General features: G+C 44.5%; 17 protein-coding genes. 15 read left to right on the top strand and 2 right to left on the bottom strand.

Annotation, left to right across the window (positions count from 1 at the left end):
• The first annotated feature begins 67 nt into the window (after nt 1-67).
• Genes AB5542_RS02640 through AB5542_RS02630 form a run of 3 tightly spaced genes read left to right on the top strand, consistent with a single transcriptional unit; the run spans nt 68 to nt 3,565 of the window.
• Nucleotides 68-616 carry a 1-acyl-sn-glycerol-3-phosphate acyltransferase gene (locus AB5542_RS02640; protein ID WP_027200099.1) on the top strand — a complete coding sequence of 183 codons (549 nt, stop codon included), beginning with the start codon at nt 68-70 and terminating at the stop codon, nt 614-616.
• 35 nt (nt 617-651) lie between these two features.
• Complete coding sequence (locus tag AB5542_RS02635; protein WP_270542050.1) at nt 652-1,419, top strand: amidohydrolase; 768 nt, start codon at nt 652-654, stop codon at nt 1,417-1,419.
• Between the two features lie 22 nt (nt 1,420-1,441).
• Nucleotides 1,442-3,565 (top strand): S9 family peptidase, encoded by a 2,124-nt coding sequence (locus AB5542_RS02630; RefSeq protein WP_279037319.1) that lies wholly within the window; start codon nt 1,442-1,444, stop codon nt 3,563-3,565.
• A 127-nt stretch (nt 3,566-3,692) separates the two neighbouring features.
• On the opposite strand, the gene AB5542_RS02625 is transcribed toward AB5542_RS02630, so the two are convergent.
• Nucleotides 3,693-4,214: a GNAT family N-acetyltransferase gene (locus AB5542_RS02625; RefSeq protein ID WP_279037316.1), complete on the bottom strand. Its 522-nt coding sequence runs from the start codon at nt 4,212-4,214 to the stop codon at nt 3,693-3,695.
• A gap of 107 nt (nt 4,215-4,321) precedes the next feature.
• Here AB5542_RS02625 and trmD point away from each other — a divergent pair, with 107 nt between their 5' ends.
• The 12 genes from trmD to AB5542_RS02565 all read left to right on the top strand — a co-directional run bounded on the left by trmD (nt 4,322) and on the right by AB5542_RS02565 (nt 17,746).
• Nucleotides 4,322-4,999 carry a tRNA (guanosine(37)-N1)-methyltransferase TrmD gene (trmD, locus tag AB5542_RS02620; protein ID WP_279037313.1) on the top strand — a complete coding sequence of 226 codons (678 nt, stop codon included), beginning with the start codon at nt 4,322-4,324 and terminating at the stop codon, nt 4,997-4,999.
• Nucleotides 5,000-5,112: 113 nt separating this feature from the next.
• A complete protein-coding gene (locus AB5542_RS02615; protein ID WP_087420417.1) occupies nt 5,113-5,658 on the top strand; it encodes an RNA polymerase sigma-70 factor in 546 nt (181 codons plus the stop codon).
• A gap of 10 nt (nt 5,659-5,668) precedes the next feature.
• Entirely contained in the window at nt 5,669-5,791 is a 123-nt protein-coding gene (locus AB5542_RS02610; RefSeq protein WP_255378861.1) for a hypothetical protein, read from the top strand.
• Between the two features lie 276 nt (nt 5,792-6,067).
• Nucleotides 6,068-7,222 (top strand): FecR family protein, encoded by a 1,155-nt coding sequence (locus AB5542_RS02605; protein WP_270542053.1) that lies wholly within the window; start codon nt 6,068-6,070, stop codon nt 7,220-7,222.
• A gap of 45 nt (nt 7,223-7,267) precedes the next feature.
• Nucleotides 7,268-10,750, top strand: a complete 3,483-nt coding sequence (locus tag AB5542_RS02600; RefSeq protein WP_118302190.1) for a SusC/RagA family TonB-linked outer membrane protein — start codon at nt 7,268-7,270, stop codon at nt 10,748-10,750.
• Nucleotides 10,751-10,759: 9 nt separating this feature from the next.
• Nucleotides 10,760-12,298, top strand: a complete 1,539-nt coding sequence (locus tag AB5542_RS02595) for a RagB/SusD family nutrient uptake outer membrane protein (protein WP_279037309.1) — start codon at nt 10,760-10,762, stop codon at nt 12,296-12,298.
• A 2-nt stretch (nt 12,299-12,300) separates the two neighbouring features.
• Nucleotides 12,301-12,987, top strand: a complete 687-nt coding sequence (locus AB5542_RS02590) for a hypothetical protein (protein WP_279037308.1) — start codon at nt 12,301-12,303, stop codon at nt 12,985-12,987.
• A 16-nt stretch (nt 12,988-13,003) separates the two neighbouring features.
• Nucleotides 13,004-13,429: a hypothetical protein gene (locus AB5542_RS02585; RefSeq protein WP_229128322.1), complete on the top strand. Its 426-nt coding sequence runs from the start codon at nt 13,004-13,006 to the stop codon at nt 13,427-13,429.
• A gap of 2 nt (nt 13,430-13,431) precedes the next feature.
• Complete coding sequence (locus AB5542_RS02580; RefSeq protein ID WP_279037304.1) at nt 13,432-14,721, top strand: thioredoxin family protein; 1,290 nt, start codon at nt 13,432-13,434, stop codon at nt 14,719-14,721.
• Between the two features lie 9 nt (nt 14,722-14,730).
• Nucleotides 14,731-16,014, top strand: a complete 1,284-nt coding sequence (locus AB5542_RS02575; protein ID WP_270542056.1) for a hypothetical protein — start codon at nt 14,731-14,733, stop codon at nt 16,012-16,014.
• A 14-nt stretch (nt 16,015-16,028) separates the two neighbouring features.
• Nucleotides 16,029-16,895 carry a DUF4595 domain-containing protein gene (locus AB5542_RS02570; RefSeq protein WP_087420410.1) on the top strand — a complete coding sequence of 289 codons (867 nt, stop codon included), beginning with the start codon at nt 16,029-16,031 and terminating at the stop codon, nt 16,893-16,895.
• A gap of 206 nt (nt 16,896-17,101) precedes the next feature.
• On the top strand, nt 17,102-17,746 hold the full coding sequence (locus tag AB5542_RS02565; RefSeq protein WP_087420409.1) for an HAD family hydrolase: 645 nt from the start codon (nt 17,102-17,104) through the stop codon (nt 17,744-17,746).
• Nucleotides 17,747-17,952: 206 nt separating this feature from the next.
• On the opposite strand, the gene AB5542_RS02560 is transcribed toward AB5542_RS02565, so the two are convergent.
• Nucleotides 17,953-18,327 (bottom strand): RagB/SusD family nutrient uptake outer membrane protein, encoded by a 375-nt coding sequence (locus AB5542_RS02560; RefSeq protein ID WP_279037542.1) that lies wholly within the window; start codon nt 18,325-18,327, stop codon nt 17,953-17,955.
• Between the last annotated feature and the right edge of the window lie 99 nt (nt 18,328-18,426).

The following is an 18,426-nucleotide window of genomic DNA, read 5'->3' as shown; positions in this document are numbered from 1 at the left end:
TTATCAATAATTTTATCTTTCCTCAAAAAACACTAACTTTGACGGGATTTCAGAAAACAGAATGGTTATGAAACATATTGCACGGCTGATATTGAAGATATTCGGATGGAAACTCAAGGGCGGTTTGCCTGCGGATAAAAAAGCGGTAGTCATATCCGTACCGCATACTTCTATCATGGATTTTATCTGGGGAAAGCTGACTTTTATAAGTCAAGGAGTTCCTACTTATATTTTAATGAAGAAGGAGTTTTTCTTTTTTCCGTTAGGACCGATATTAAGGGCTTTGAACGTGATTCCTGTTGATCGGGGAAATAAGGAGAATCATATCGTGGAGAGAATGGTGGAGGAATTCAAAAAACGGGATGTTATGTATTTGACTATAACCCCGGAGGGGAGCCGGAAAAAACGGAAGAAATGGAAAAAGGGATTTCTGGTGATTGCTAAGGAGGCCGGGGTGCCGGTGTATTTGGGACGTATTGATTACAAGGATAAATATTGCACGTGGGGCCCCCGCTTTGAACCGACGGGTGATCCGGATGCGGATTTGAAATATATCATGTCAACATACAAGGATGCGAACCCGCGTCACCCGGAAAACTTTTCCGCGGGCGATTAACAGAAATCATTATTGTATAATAAATAATAGTATATATGAATGTTGCGATCGTACAGGCACATTTGGAATGGGAGAATGTACCGGTGAACTTGAAACTTTTTAACAAGCGGATAGCAGCGATAGAAGGAGCAAACATAATCGTTTTGCCCGAGATGTTTGCGTCGGGATTTACCATGAAGGGAAAAGAACGGGTAGCGCCTTTTTACGAGGCTGTTTACCAGTGTATGCAGGAATGGGCAAGGGAAAAAGACGCGTTGATCATGGGATCGACCGTTTATTTCGAAGACGAGCATTATTACAACCGTTTGTTGGTGGCTTTTCCGGATGGTAAAATCTTGCATTATGACAAAAAGCATTTGTTCACGATGGGAGAGGAAAAAGAGCATTTCACAGCAGGGAATGAGTTATTGGTGTTTGATTACCAGGGAGTAAGAATCGCACCGTTCATTTGTTATGATTTACGTTTTCCCGTGTGGAGTCGTAACACGTGTGGCTACGACTTGGCCGTGTACGTGGCTAACTGGCCGGAGGCAAGGAGGCAACCGTGGCAAATTTTATTAATGGGCAGGGCAATCGAGAATCAATGTTACGTCATTGGGGTGAACCGAGTGGGCGAAGACGGGGTAGGATTGAGTTATTCCGGTGATTCGGCAGTTATTTCTCCTAAAGGGGATGTCTTGGTTGCTTGTGAACCTTTTGCCGACGAGGTGAAACAGGTGGATATTGATTTGAAAGCTTTACGGGAATTTCGTGTGAAGTTCCCCGTGTTGGAGGATCGGGATGAATTTACAATTGAAGATTAATAATAACAGCTAAAAGTAAAGCATGAAAAGGATGTTTTTGGCAATAATCGGATTAAGTATGATGTTCGATTTAAGCGCACAAAAAAAGGTTTTAACCATGGAAGAGGCCGTGGTAGGGTATCATTTATATCCCCGGTCCAAGTATATTCAATGGCAAGGCGACAAGAATCAGTTGACCTATCTGGACCGGGAAGGTTTGATGGGTGAATCTGTCGATAAAGGTGAAAAGAGTGTATTGCTCACGGTGGCGGAATTGAACAGGATCTTGGGAGCCGAATTGAGAGGATTCCCTAATTTTTCTTGGTTGGATGATAACACTCTGGTGATAGCTCGTCAAGGGAGTATCTACCACATTGACGTTGCCAAGAAACAGGTGAAACAGAAATTTACTTTCCCGAAAGGGGCTGCTAACGAGACTTATTCTAAAGCGGGTAATATGTATGCTTACACGATCGATAATAACTTGTATTACATGGACGAGCGTGGGAATAGTTATACCGTTACTGCGGACGAGGACAAGAATATCGTGAACGGGCAGGTGGTTAGCCGGAATGAATTCGGAATTACTGGCGGTATTTTTTGGTCTCCGGACGGAAAGAAACTGGGATTTTACCGTAAAGACGAGAGCCAGGTAACGAATTTCCCGTTGCTGGACATCAATACCCGCACGGGCGAGTTAAAGGAGATTAAGTATCCCATGGCAGGAATGAAATCCGAGTTAGTGAGTCTTGGGATTTATGATATAGCTTCTGCTAAGACGACTTTTCTGGATGCGAATGATTTCGGCTGCGAACAATACCTGACGGGAATTACTTGGGCTCCGGAGTCTGATATGGTATATGTTCAGGTGCTTAACCGGGGACAGGATCATATGCGTTTGAATAAATATGACGCGTCAACGGGTAAATTGATTGCTACCTTATTCGAGGAAAAGTCCAATACTTACGTGGAACCGCAAAGCGGTTTGGTATTCTTGGCTAACAACCCGAAACAATTTATTTATTCTACGAATAACCGGGATGGTTTCATGAACCTTTACCTGCACGATGTGAACGGTAAATTAATTCGTCGTCTGACAGACGTGGATGCAGACGTGGAATTCGTGGCTGTTGATCCTGCCGGGAAATATGTATATTATCTTTCATCGGAAATCTCTCCGGTGGAGAAACAACTTTTCCGGGTAGAGGTAAAAAGCGGGAAGAAAAACCGTTTAACGACGGAAGAAGGATGGCACAATATCACGATGAGTGGTGACTGTGCTTATTTCGTTGATAATTATAGTAGCATCAAAGTACCTCGTAACGTGGATCTGACGATGAATACCGGAAAGGTTGTACGTCGTTTGCAGGAAGTGGAGAACCCGAATAAGGATTACAATTTCGGGGAGATCACGTTAGGTAAGATTAAGGCAGATGATGGTAGTGATTTATACTATCGTTTGATTAAACCGATGGATTTTGACCCGAATAAGAAATATCCCGTGATTCATTACGTGTATGGTGGGCCTCATTCACAGTTGGTAACCAATACGTGGAATGCTTCCTTGCGGATGTGGGAAATGTATATGGCTCAACATGGTTACGTGGTATTCGTGATCGATAATCACGGTACGCCGAACCGCGGTAAGGCTTTCGAGGATATTATTCACCGTCAATGCGGACAGGTTGAGATGAAAGATCAGGTGAAGGGAATCGAGTGGTTGAAATCTTTCCCGTGGGTGGATGAGAATCGTATAGGGGTTCATGGTTGGAGTTACGGTGGTTTCATGACCATTTCTTTGATTACTAATTATCCTGACATTTATAAAGTGGCCGTTGCCGGAGGTCCCGTAATCGACTGGAAATGGTATGAAGTGATGTACGGAGAACGTTACATGGATACCCCGCAGGAGAACCCGGAAGGATATGCTAAAACGAGCTTAATCGCCAAGGCAAAAGATCTGAAAGGTAAGTTGTTGATCTGCCAGGGAGCTGTTGACCCGGTTGTGGTTTGGGAACAGAGTTTGAGCTTTATCCGGGAGTGTATCAAGAATAACGTGCAGGTGGATTACTTCCCTTACCCGTGTGCCGAGCATAACGTGATGGGACGGGACCGGATTCATCTAATGCAGAAAGTGACGAATTATTTCGAGGACTACTTGCGGTAATTGAAAATGAAGAATTGAAAATGGGAGGGTGTGTTAAAAGGTATTTCAGCTCTCCCTCTGTTTATAGAGGGAGTACCCCGAAGGGGGGAGGGAGTTTGAAAAATACCTTTTGACACCCCCTCTCCATTTATAGTATCTTTTCGTAAAGGCGGAATCTATGTAGTCCGTAGTCCCCCAAGCCTAAATCAACCGTGTCGATATAGTTAAAACCGAATTTTTCATACAGCTTGATGGCGGGAATGTTGTTTTCGTATACATCGAGCCGGATAGCTTTCATGTGTAGCTCTTTTCCCAACTCACAGGCAAAAGAGATCAGTTTTTTTCCTACACCCGCTTTCAGGAAATCGGGATGAACCACGAGAGTGTGGATCACGAATATTTTGCTGTAATCCGATTCGATCCCCCAAGAAGCCTTATTGTATGCCGGTTCCGGATGATGATTTAAAATGATTGAGCCGATAATTCGTCCTTCCTGCCTTACCACGTGAAGGTGTTGTTCGTTAATCCCAGCTTCTGCGATTTGCCGAACGGGATATACTCCTTTGATCCATCCGGGATGATTTATATCCGAGTTCAGAAAATCATTTAAATCATCGTATAGTTGTGCCAGTTCATCAATATCTGCGTGTACACCTTTTTCAATAACCATTTTCGTCATTTTTTAATATACGGGCAAAGATAAATAAATTACTATCTTTGTACCGAATTTGAAAAGTCATTTTCAATTTTCATTTTTCAACTTTCAATTGTTTAGTCATGCGTATCGATATATTAAGTGTAGTGCCGGAATTGCTGGAAAGCCCTTTGAATCATTCGATTATTAAACGGGCGAAAGAAAAGGGAATCGTGGAAATCCATATTCATAACATTCGGGATTGGTCGAAAGATAAACACCGGAAGGTGGACGATTATTCTTTCGGGGGTGATGCTGGGTTAGTGATGGCAGTTCAGCCTATTTTTGATTGTATCAACGAGTTGACTTCCCAGCGGCATTATGACGAGATTATCTATACGGCACCGGATGCTCCTGTTTTTAACCAGAAGACGGCGAACGAATTGTCATTGAAAGAAAATATCATGATTCTTTGCGGACATTACAAGGGGGTGGACCACAGGGTGCGTGAACATCTGATTACGAGGGAAATATCCGTGGGTGATTACGTGTTGACGGGCGGTGAGTTGCCTGCCTGCGTCATGACGGATGCCGTTGTACGCCTGTTGCCGGGAGCCATGGGGGATGAAACTTCTGCCTTGACTGATTCTTTTCAAGATAACTTGTTAGCCCCGCCTGTATATACGCGTCCTGCTGAATTTAACGGGTGGCGGGTTCCGGAAGTCTTGTTATCCGGTAATCATGCCTTGATTGACGAGTGGCAGGAGCAACAAGCATTGGAACGGACGAGGGCTTTGCGGCCGGATTTGCTTGATGAGTAAACGGAGAATCGAATGTCTTTGGCTATACACGTTAAACGTCTGAAATGTCTGTAAGAATTTTGCGTGTAATGAAAAATTCGTAAGTTTGTACCCAAAATAAGAGGGGCGTAGTTATGATAGTCAAAAACATGGACGAATTAGGGGAAATAGAATCCCTGTACAAGGAATATTACGGTTCCCTCTGTTATTACGCCTTGAATTATGTCTGTGATATGGAAGTTGCGCAGGATATTGTGCAAGATATTTTCGTACACTTGATCGAGGCCCGTCCGAAGTTCGAGACTTCTCTTCACGGACGAAATTTCCTTTATTTATCCGTTAAGAACGCAAGTTTGAATTACATCGATAAAAAACGGTCAAAACTCAAGTATCTTCACCTGCACAGGGAAGAGGAGATCATCGAATTGCCGGATGACGAGGCTTTTATCGCCGAGGTTTACCGGAAATTAAAAAAAGCGGTGGACGAACTTCCCCCGGAATGTCGGAAGATTTTTTACATGAGTTATATAGAGAATCAAAGTAACGAGATTATTGCCCGGGAACTTGCTATTAGCGTGAACACGGTGAGGGCCCAGAAAATGAGAGGGAAACAATTACTTCGTGAAAAGTTGAAAAATCTTTACGTGTTGATTTTTATTCTTCCGGAAGTGTTTAAGTAAATGGAATTATTTGCCTAAGTCATGGGATTTACTCGCTTGTTACCTGCCTGTTGTCTGCCTGTTAGGTGCTGTCACCGCCTTATTACCGCCTTATCGCCCGATTATCGCCGCCATTTTAACAGACGATAAGTAAAAATAACAGGGAATTACTTCCCGTTCTGACGTGCAACAAGGAATCCACGGTCAGACAAGAATGCACTTTCGTTTATTTATAACCATCTGTAAAAGTTGGATTCAGCTATGTTTCTCCCGGGACGATTGAACTTGTCGGGAGGACAGTTGTTTCTTTCTAAATAATCCTGTCAAGCTCATGGGTGGAAAAATTTTTTGAAAAAAAATTGCGTGTCATTTAGTCTTTCCCGGATTTTGCCTGTAATTATTGAAAAATGAAATAATAAAGATATTGACGATGAACTACCCAAAAGGATTAGAACAATGGATCGTGGAAATGCTGCAAGGCGAACTCGACGAGGAACAACGGCAAAAACTGGAAAGCTGGCTGGAAGAGGACCCTGCTAACCGGGAATTACTGGACAAAATCCGGGAGGAAAAGCGTTGGCAGGGGGGAATACGGCAAATTGCGTATTTCGATGATAAGATGGACTGGTCGGCTGTATTGCGGACAAGCTTTCGTCGCCGCCGGGTGATTCGAATGTACCGGGCGTGTGCTGTCGCGGGGATTGTCTTGCTACTGGGAGTCGGGGGCTTGTTCCTGATGCAAAAACCGGAGAAGACGCGGGTAATTATTGCACGGGTGCAACCACATGAGGTGAAGTTGAACACGGCGTCGGGAAAATCTTACTCGTTGGATCTTGCCGGGGATATTATAACAGAGGAGACCGTGCTGAAAAGTGATGGAAAGAAGTTGATGTTTGAAGCCCGGGAACAAGCAAACGGGAAGGTGGAGTGGAACACGGTTGACGTTCCACGGGGGGGAACTTATAACGTGGAGTTGAGCGACGGGACCGAGGTGTTCCTGAACGCGGAAAGTATCCTTCGTTTCCCGAATAGTTTCGAGGAGGGAACGTGTCGGGAAATATGGATTGACGGGGAAGCTTATTTCAAGGTGAAGCGGGACGAGGCACACCCGTTCGTTGTCCACACGGGAAATATTGAAGTGGAGGTGTTGGGGACGGAATTTAACTTGATGGCATATCACCAGAATCCCGAGGAACACGTGACTCTTGTACGGGGAAAGGTGAAAGTCAGGGATTGTGAAAGAAGGGGGGAGGTTGTTTTGACCCCGGGTGTGCAAGCTGTTTTTGATAAAGACCGGGAAATAATGACTAGCCAGAAGGTGGACGTGGGGTACTATACGGCGTGGATGGAGGACCTGTTTGCGTTCCGGGAGACCCCGTTCGATGAAGTGATGCGGATACTGGCGCGGTGGTATGATTTCGAGTTTTTCTTCCAAAACCCGGATGTCCAGGATTTTATTTATTCGGGGAAGGTGGAACGATACGCCACGTTGAATGAAGTTCTCGATGTCTTCCGGCAGACGGGTGATCTGGATTTCGACGTGAAGGACAAGGTGGTTATCGTGCGACGGGTGTCTTCGTTGTAGAGGTGTGATTTTTACATATAATCAATATATCAATTAAATAAATTTATGAGAAACATTTTAATTCACAGAAGGTTTCATCGGGGGATGGGATCCGTTCTCCTGTCTCTCTTTTTCATGTTGGGGATAGGGCTTTCCGCCACGGCGCAGGAAAAAACGGTCTCGCTCCAGATGAAACAAGTATCTTTGGTCCAGGTGTTTGATCGGTTGGAACAAATGACCGGGATTCATTTCTTGTATAATGCGGAGGTGATAAAGGCTAAAGGCGTGGTTGATATAAACGTGACGAATAAAACGTTGGATGAGTTATTGAAAATTATCCTGGTCCCGAAGGGATTAACGCATTCTATCAATGGAAAGCAGGTGGTGATACGCCCGGGGGCAGCGGAGCCGTTACAGGAATTTATGATCACGGGGACTGTGACGGACGAAAAGGGTAACCCGCTACCGGGGGCAACAGTCCGCATCGATAGCACGTCGGTGGGTACTGCCACGGATGTCGCGGGACGGTTCACTCTTCGTTTCATGAAAAAAACTGGTAACTTGAAATTCTCGTTCGTGGGGTACAAGATGAAGACGATGAAGTTCGAGTCTGGTAAGCCGGTAACGGTGAAGTTGGACCCGGATGCGGCGGATTTGGACCAGGTAACGGTAATCGCTTACGGTAGCCGTAAAAAGCGGGAAATTGTCGGGGCTATTTCATCTGTCACGGCTGAAGATATTAAGGAGGTGCCGGCTCCCAGTCTCGAAACCTTGCTGCAAGGACGGGTCGCGGGGTTGGGTGTCTTCCAGCAATCGGGGTCTCCCGGTGGCGGGGGAAACAGCGTTGCCGTGAGAGGGTATAATTCTTTACTGGATGACGAGACGGGATATAAAAGTAGCGGGGCCCCGCTGTACGTGGTTGACGGGGTGCCGGTGAGTTCTTTTACCTCCCCGATCACGGGAACGAACACGATGGCTGAAATTGATCCTTCAACGATAGAATCTATCCAAGTGTTAAAGGACGCGGCTTCCGCAGCCATTTACGGTTCGCGGGCTGCCAACGGGGTGATTCTGATCACGACGAAAAAAGGAAGAGCGGGACGGGGAAAGTTCTCTGCCAATTTCTCTTACACGGGATCTATCTTGCCGGAGACCCCGGTGCAAACCGGGGGGAAGGGGGAACGCCTTTATCACATGGCTATGATGAAGGCCACGAAGAGTGCGTATTATGACGCGGAAACGGGAGAATATAGATACCCGTCCAACAAGTACGAGGCTGCCTTGAACGGGGCGAATTATGACTCATTCTGGAACCAAGGAAAGGGAATCCAGTCGGGAGGTGTGATGAAGATCATCCAGGATTCTCTTAACCCGTTTTTTAATAATTCAACGAACTGGTATAAACATGTTTTCCGTCCGGGAAGAATTTATAACGCCAATATCCAGACAAGCGGTGGAACGGAGACGATTAATTATATGATCGGGGCGGGTTTCTACAAGGAGGAAGGAATCATGCCGGGAAGTAATTTTGTCCGGGGAAATATCCTCACGAACCTGTCGGTTATTCCGGTCAAGAACCTGACAATCGATTCCCGTCTTTATCTTGCTTACACGGATAGAAGCAGGGGATCGGGTTCGGTAGCCGGCTTGGCGGAATCGTTCACAGTGGATCCCAAGAGTACGTCGACGTTAATGCCAGGGAGCGGGGAGATGTTTGACATCATGCTGAAAAAGCTGAATGGTAAAATAGAGGATAACACGTCCTATCGTTTACGGGCGAACCTGAAACTGGGGTACGAGGTCATCAAAGGATTGAATATTTCGACGTCTTTAGCGTTGGATTTTACGCAGGCGAACTTGAACACGTTTTCCCCGACGTATTTGGATCCCACGTATCACGAGGCGAAGTCGGAGGGGGAGATCGGGCGTGACTTGACGTTGCTTAACGATAACTTGGTGAGCTATAATTTCTCGTTAAAGGAGGTTCATAATTTTGATTTATTACTTGGGTTATCCAATGAACGGAGTATGACGTGGTCTATTGGCGGGTATGGGCTTGGCTCTCCAAGTAATTCCATTCACTACGTGAGCGGTTCTTTCCCCCAGGAGATATATAATTCCGTGAGCGGGGTTTACCGGGCCATGCAGTCGTATAAATCTGATTTTAGTGAAACACTCATGCTTAGTTATTTCGGGCGAATTGCTTATAACTATGACACGAAATATTTGATCGAGGCCACGTTCCGCCGGGACGGGTCGTCCGTTTTCGGTTCTGATAATCGTTGGGGAACGTTCCCTTCCGTTGCCGCGGGGTGGGCGTTTTCGCAGGAAAATTTCATGCGTTGGGCCTGGTGGTTGAGTTACGGGAAATTGCGGGCAAGCTGGGGAAGGACGGGTAGCCAATTCGGGATTCCTTATCTCGCTCAAGGATTGATGAACGCGGGGAGCATATTTGACGGCGTGCAGGGGATGATGCCGGAAGGTATCACGAATCACAAATTGAAATGGGAAGAATCCGACCAGTATGATTTCGGGTTGGACATAGATATGTTCGAGTATCGTTTGGGTTTGACGATTGATTATTACTACAAATATACTCGGGATTTGATTTACAAGACTGTTCTCCCGGGCGATATGTACGGGCAGAACGGGGTGCAATGGCAAAATGCGATGGAAGTTTCTAACGAGGGGTTGGAAGTGGATATTAAATATGACGTGTTCCGGGACGGGCCTTTTACTTGGCGGGCACGTTTTAATCTGGCGAAAAACTGGAACCGTTTCGAGAAGAGTTACCTTGGGGTGGACACGGATGGCATGATTATCGGGAAGCCGTTAAATGGAATTTACCTGTATAAAGATGGCGGGTTGATCCAGTCGGAAGGGGATATTCCGGTTGTTTACGGCGAGGATGGGAAGAAACACGTGCTTTCTCCCGGGGGTGACGAGGAATATTTTTACACGTTGGGAATGCGCAAACCGGTAGATATTAACGGTGACGGGCAGATCTCGGAAGATGATATTTATTACGCGGGTAGTTCTTTGCCCACGTTGTATGGCGGGTTCGCCAGCGAGTTGAAATGGAAAAATTTCGACTTGAATTTTTTGATCATGTATGAATTGGGGCGAAAGATGATTAACGCCGAGAAATGGCAAACACTGGCATCTCCAGATGCGGGAAGCAACCCGTTGTTTAGTGACGTGAAATTGGAAGATTTCTGGCAGAAGCCGGGAGATGACACGGAGTACCCCGCTCCCGGTATTTACCCGCAGGACGCGTTGCAGTACATGGGTGCGTTCGATTCGAATATTGAGAATGTTAGTTACATGAAGGTGAAACAGTTGACATTGGGGTATAATGTACCTTCGAAGTACGTGAAGAAGTTGCACTTGGATAATATCCGTGTGTTTGTTACCGGGGAGAATTTGCTGACCCTGGATAATTATTCCGGGCTTGATCCTGAAGTGGTAAATGTTCACACGGGTGTTGATCTCGGTCGGACTTACCCGTTGGCTAGGAAGTGGACCGTGGGTTTAACCGTGAACTTTTAATTATAAAGTATGAGAAGAATATTTATATATATGATTTGTTTCGCTTCCCTTGTATTTGGTGGATGCGACTTGAATTTGGAACCGGAGAATGGGGTTACTTTTGATCATTATTTTCAAGAAGAATCCGATTGTAATGCTTTGCTCAGGCAAATGGAGGCTGACCTCCGGGTGATTTGGAGCGCTGTGACTTTCCATGAGCACATGGGGCTGCTGACAGACCGGGTTTATAATGCTGCGAGTATTGAAAAAGTTCGGAATTTGGATCCGAATTATTTGACCGATCGAGCTAAACAGCAACAATGGAAGCCGTATTATAACGTGATAACCAATACTCACTTGCTAGAGGAGAACGTGGGTAGAGTTCCTAATTTGGAGAAAAAGCGCCAGTCCTTTTACCTAGGTCAAGTTTATTTCATGCGAGCTGCTTGTTATTTTTGGTTATCCCGCACGTGGGGTGACGCGGTTATCGTGAAGAATAGCAGTTATATTGACCGTTACGAGAAAAGCCCGGCGGTGGAAGTGATTGATTCCGCTATTGCTAACGCCAAGCGTGCTTACCGGTTATTACCTCGTTTTGACAAGTTGCGGGACTTGAATAACAAGGCTCTCGTTTCAAAACAATACGGCAGCAGGGGGAGTGCTGCGGCGCTGTTAGCTCATATTTACGCGTGGAAAGGGTCCGTGCAGAAGAATGATGATGATTTGCGGGCTTCTGTTGATTGGGCCAGCCGGTTGATCGAGCCGCAATATCAAGATTCCGTGGGCGTGTACACCCTGGCAGAGAGCGCGGAAGAGGTGGTTACAAGCGTGATGGACCGCAATAGCGCGGAAGGAATATTCGAGATTGAAGTTAATTACGCTGATATTTCATATTACGGTTTGTTTTTTCCGGGCAGTTATTTCGTTTCTTACCCGGTGATGCGAAACTCCGGTAAAAATGATATAACGACAATTAATTACGGGTTATACCGTAGTACGGTACTCAACATGTACGAGGAGGGGGATGAACGGAGGGATGCTTTCTTTTACGCCTTGGATTCAGCGGGTATGAACACGGCTGATTTGACGTACTTGTACAAATGGCGTACACCGCGGTACGAGTCGAGTGGATCTAGTATTGATTTTAAAGGTATGGATTGCAATCGTGTCTTGATGCGTTTAGCAGACATTTACCTGTTGCGAGCCGAGTGCGAGGCGAAGTTAGGAATGACGGCTCAAGCACGGGAGGATTTGAACGCTATCCGGGGACGTCGGAAGGCCAATCTTTTCCCTGCCGGGAAAAACGATGACGGGGGCAGTGATTTGCAATATAGTATTTTCTTGGAGCGGGAACGTGAATTGTTATTTGAAGGGCATCGTTATTATGACGCGGTTCGAAACGGGTACTACGGGCAGAACAGCCGGCATCGGGTGTTACCGGATGCTTTTTATAACCTGACAGATCAAGACATTACCGAAGGAGCTCTTTATCTTCCCGTGCCACAAATGGCATTTAATGACAATGATTTGATGATACAAAATGCTTATTGGATTTCTAAAATGAGATAAAAATGAAAGGTATATTTTTGATATTAGGCTGCGTTTTATGTTTTTCTTGTTCGACAAAATATAATTATATCGATACGGGTACCGCTGTTGGGTATTATGATGGCACGATGTTGGAGTATTTTCGTCATGATACATGGCATAATTGGGATTCTATCGCGAAAGTCATTGATCGTTGTAGCCCGGAGCTAAAGTCTTTGTTCGAGTCAACGGATGCGAATATCACGTTTTTCGGCCCGAAGAATATCTCTTTCGAGAAGTTTTTCTTTTGGGCAGAGCATGAAGGTTCGGATGTGACGAATTACAATAAAAATTATTACATGAGTATTGATGAGTTTCCCCGTGATTTCTGTGACCAGATTGTTAAAACTCATCTCTATACCGGGGGAAAGGTCATGAGGGATGATGTTCCGCGTTTGGAAAGGGACGAGGAAGGTGTGGCTGATGGCGGGGGAATGGTATTGCCCATGATGTACGGGAATAAGATCTGGATATGGAGTTTACGTAACGCTTTTGCCGGGGTGGAAGAGATGGCCGACGTGGAGTTGCGGGCTGCTGCCGTGGAAGAAGACGGGAAGACGATAACCAATAATCTGGGGACTATCGCTACCACGAATCTTGAAAACCAGTCCGGGGTGGTACATGCCCTCGGTGATCAGTATTTCTTGGGACAATTATTTGAACTTGAATAAGAAAATATATTGACGTATGAGAGCTTATGTGTTTATTTTGATGGCAATTACAGGGACAATGTTGATGAGTTGCCATGATACGACGGAAGGATACCTTAAAACGGATAGCGCCCGGTATGTCCCGGATACGATGGAAATTCGCCTGCAGTTGGACGAGACGCTCGATGCTTACCGGATGCACAACATGGCTCCCTGGGTTAGCCCGAAGTTGCAAGGGGTGATCGGGACTTCTCCCATCGAGTTCGAGGTGGTTGAGGTGGAAGCTACCGAAGGGGGTAATGCCGAGTTGTTCCGGCATTTGGTTAACGTGCGTGGGGGAGGACGAATGGAATTTCCGTTAATCAGTGATATTACCCCGGGAAGATACAGGGTATCCCTGCGTGTTTTTAACGAGGGGTATAGTCATATCGTGAAAGACGTGTTTACTTTTATCGTGAAATAGTTATGAGGCAAATTATTTTAATCGGGCTGATAGCCATCGTGTTACTACCGGGTAGTAACACGATGGGACAAGGCATTCAATTCATGCAAGGTTCTTACCGGGAGGTGCTGGAAAAGGCCAAGGCGGAAAACAAGAAGGTGTTTATTGATTTTTACACTACATGGTGTGGCCCTTGCAAGGAAATGTCCTCCAAGGTGTTCACGGATGCCGATGTTGCGAAGTATTTTAACGAGAAATTTATCTCGTACCAGATTAATGCTGAAGATAAGGCTTTCGCGACGGAAGTTTCCCGGTATGAAGTAACGGCTTATCCCACGCTTGTTATTGCGGATGAAACCGGGAAATTGTTAGGCAAGCAGGTTGGCGCATGTGACAGGAGTTATTTCCTGAAATTCGCTCAATCCGCCACGGGGGAGTGTTTGAGTTTCGAAGCGATGTACAATAAGCTGAAAAAGGAGAAGCAGAATGATGCTCTCGTGCAGGATTTTCTGCTTGAAGCCCCGAACTATCTGGTACGTCAATCCGGGCAGGAGCTTACTCGATGGGAGTTACGGGTGGAACGGGTGTACAAGGATTATTGTAAACGTAAAACGACGGCAGACTGGATGAATGCGAAAGATTTTGACGTCTTGCAGTTGTTTCACACCGAGGCGGAGACTGATGATCCATTTTTGAACTATATCATGTCACATTATGACGAGGTGGTTCAGGCCGTGGGGGAGGAAAACGTGTTTAGGTTCGTGTTTACCCTTCACTTGGGATTGATTGATCACCAGGTCCGGAAGGGAAATATGGACTATCTCAAGAATCTCGAACGTGTACGGGGTGATATGAAACAAATGTATGTCGCGCTCGTGGATTTCGGGGGGAAAGACGTGTACACGGGATTGAAGTACTTGTACGACGGGTATTATTACATTTATGCCAAGAAAGACGTGGATAAATATATCGACCTGATGGAGGAGTACGTGAAATATCTGGGGCAAGGTATCAAAGGAGCGGATTATCTCGCCATGGTGAACGCCATGTCAGAGGCGTTAGGGGAGTCGAAGGATAATAAGGTGTTGGAGAAGTACATCGAATGGGTGACTGCCGCTCTTCAGTTCGAATTGACGCCGGATGATAAATTGAACTGCATGTTGATGTTGGGCGATTGTTATAAGAAGTTGAATAATATCGAGCTGGCGAAGAAGTGTTACAATCAAGCGTACGTGTTCTCCTTGCAATTCGGTAATCCGGGATTATCCTCGGCCGTGCAACAGTATATTAAAGAATTGGAAACCTTACAATAAGTGATAAATATGAGAAAATGGTTAATGATATGGATATTGGCGGTTGTTTACCTTACCGCTTGTTCCGACGACAAGGATGCCCCGGTTGTTGACACGGACCCGTTTCTGCCGGTGACGCAATTGGAAATTCCAAAGCGGCAATTGGTGGGGACTGATATTACAATATGCGGGAAAGGATTTGATGCTGAATGTAGTGTTTTTCTTCAATTGAATGGTGGAGACACGTTCTCTGCTGAAATCGTGGAAGTTGGTGGAGATAGTCTGGTTCTTCGTCCTTCAGGGGAATTGGAAGCTGGTTTCTATATTATCATCTTGAAAAAGGGTGATAAGCAATATCGTATCGGGGGAATAAACCTGTACTCCGACTCGTTGAACTTGAAGGACATGGAGGCCTATGCCGTGGGAAAAAGTTCAGATGGTCTGGGATTTTATCCCGTGTCTGTTTCCAAGCAATTGAAGGGAGAACTTCTCTTTTCTATCGGGGGAGCGGAAAGTGAATTTTACGGTGGACTTGTCATCGGGCCAACTTTCTATCATGCGAGTTTTGTTTCAAGGGATGTATTCGAGGATCCGTTCACGCGTGTGTATGATTTTTTCACTATTGGTAGTTATGACTTGGAGTCGGGAGAACAAGAGACGTTGATGAATGAAGAGCGGGGTTTGGTTGGTATCGGGAATATAGATGGTTTGTTGCATATCATTCAATTCGACAAGGCGGAAAATCTTTACCGTTTGAAGAAATGGGAAGACGGGGAGTTTATCGAAATAAAGAGTTTCACGGCAGGCGGTACGGAACTCATCCGGCTTAATAGTGGGGTATTCCTTCACGATGCCTCCCGGAACACGCTCCTTATGGGTGTGTTTGACATGGCCGGTTTGACGGAATCTTTTGCGTGGAAGTTGGATATGAGTGCTGCTAATTGGCAATTAGCGAAATTTGGTGGTACGAGTGATATAGATTATAATTTCATCCCGTGTGGGGAGGATATATACGTGGCCGGGGCGAGGTCAGTTATTACGGATGAAGACATAGGAATAGAAACTTACACTTCGTATATTTTCAAGCCGCAAGATCCAAGTAACTGGTCGTTTAATTCGGGAAACTTGATCAGTACTTTTGAAAATTCTCTGTTTATATCACCTTGTTATAATGCTGATAAAGAAGTGATCTATCTGATTTCAGAAGATGACCAGACGATAAATACCTATGATATTCAAAAAGAGCAATTGACTGGAGGTAAGTGGGTTAATTCCAGTATATACGGTCTCTTTATATTCAATAATAATAACTAATAATTTTTACAACTATGAAAACGTTTACTTTTTTATTTTTAGTGCTGATATTAAGTTGCAGTATGTCATTGTGGACAAGTTGTTCGGACGATAATGGAAAGGATGATCCTGTTCCACCCGAACAACCAACAGATTCTATCGTTAAAGACACGACTTGGCTGATTACGAAATTGAACATCGGAACGGATGATAATAATGGTGTTTTGGTGGTGAACCTCACCTTGGATAAAACGACGAAAAAGGTTACTAAAATTACCACGGATGACGAGGGGAGTACGGACTACACTACGACCTATACGATGACCTACACGGATGGAAAAGTTACTGTTGCTTGTGCGGGGGACTTTACTGACTTGGAACAAATTGTTTACACGTTAAATGATAAAGGTTTTGTTTCTAAAGCCGATGGAGGAGAAGATGGTGGAGTGTTTACTTTCTCTTATGATACTCAAAATCAATTAACATCTATAAATCAGGATGATGAACCGTTCTTCACGGTATTGTATGATGCGAATAAAAATTGGAAAGGTTTTACTCTTGGTGATGATATTGAAGATGCCGTGGCAAGTGCATCTTCCTTAAAGAATACGTGTTATAACATGGATATGAATATGTTACTTGTCTGCGATCAAATGAGCATGGAGGTTCTTAGTGTTGCTGCTTACTTGGGTTTGTTCCCGGCATCCCCGAATGTCATTTCAGGGTTTAATGCTACGGCTTATGGTGAGGATTTAAGTATAAAGGTTCATAACGAAAAGAATGCTGACGGTTCAATTAAATCGTTAGTGGCAGATACGGAATTAGAGGGAACGACCGTAGAATTTAGCGTGATTAAAATATTTTCTTCGGAAAAGCAAATTGTTGATAGAAAAATAGAATAGGTGAATCTATTTTATGTAGAAAATCTTTAAGGAATTAATAGTAGAGAAAATCCGGGTATAATGTAGAAATTTGTACCCGGATCGTTTGTATATCATGGTACAGTCCGGGGATAAGAGTAGGATATTTTGGGGTTGCGGAAAATATTCCTTGTTTCTTTCTTTTTATTTAGAAAGATACTATATATTGGCAAATTATTTTGATAATTATGCGGCAATATAAAACTTATCTTTTTGATTTTGACTATACGTTAGTGGATTCGAGTAATGGAATTGTCATGTGTTTTCGTCATGTGCTGGACAAGCACGGGTATAAGAATGTAGATGATAGAGCAATAAAGCGTACTATCGGCATGACGTTGGATGATGCTTTCGCCCTCCTTACGGGGGTGTCTGGTCGGGAAGTTTTGGTTTCTTATCGGAAAGAATATGTAGCGAAAGCTGATGTATGCATGAGTGATAATACCATTTTGTTTTCGGAGGTTACCAATGTGTTGCAGGCTTTGAAACAGCAAGGATCAAAGATTGGTGTTATTTCAACCAAGTATCGTTACCGTATTATGGAGTTTGTGAACCGGCATTTTCCTGCTGGATTTTTTGATATCGTGGTTGGAGGGGAAGATGTCAGTAAAGCTAAACCTTCCCCTGAAGGGGTGTGGTATGCGATGAAACAGTTGAATAGCGATACTCGTGATTGTCTTTATGTGGGAGATAGTGTCATTGATGCCCAGACGGCTCAGGCTGCTGCTTTAGATTTTGTCGGGGTACTGCATGGTACAACAACCAGAGAAGAATTGCTTGCGTATCCACATATTGCTATAATTGATGATTTGGGAACGATAAGAGTGAAATAATTATTCTACATCATTGGGGGTAATATAAAAATTGGTTCTATGGGGTAAAGCCTTTTGTCAGGGCAGAGATTACCTGTTATTAAGGAGTACTATTGCATCAAAATGAACGTTTTTGCACAATAGTACTCCTGCTGGAAAACTCTAATAATAATCTATTTATTTAATAATAATCATAGAGTCCAGCACAAGTTCTCATCTTATTTCATTTAAATTGCGAATCCATTTCTTTTCCAGTAAATATTCTGCGTCATTTTGGTGTTGTTTTGGAAGGCGTCAAAAGAGATCGGGAAGAATAAAGCCCCGTCTTTCACGTCTTGGTCTGAGAGGGTCTTGAATTTACCCCTGAGTTTTTCACGGAATGCCCTGTTACGGGCAATATCAAAATATCTCGTGCATATCCCTTCGAGAAATAATTCTTTGTCTCTTTCTAGTGCAATTGCCTCTTCCAAGTTTTCATCCAGGGTATATTCTTTTGCCCCGGCTCGTTTCCTGATCACGTTCAAGTCGGCTATCGCTCCCGGAATATCACCGGATTTCGCTCTCATTTCAGCCCGGAGCAGGTATATATCTGCGAGACGAATCTGGATTTCATTCAGGTCATAGATAGAGAAGTAGTGGCTGAAAGTTAAGTTTGCTATAAGTTGGGAAGAGAGTTATTTAAAGTATATGTTTATCTTATT

This window comes from Butyricimonas sp. RTP31003st1_G1_RTP31003_210430, assembly GCF_040920905.1.
GTDB classification, from domain to species: Bacteria; Bacteroidota; Bacteroidia; order Bacteroidales; family Marinifilaceae; genus Butyricimonas; species Butyricimonas paravirosa.
This window is presented reverse-complemented; position numbering and strand designations above follow the sequence as displayed.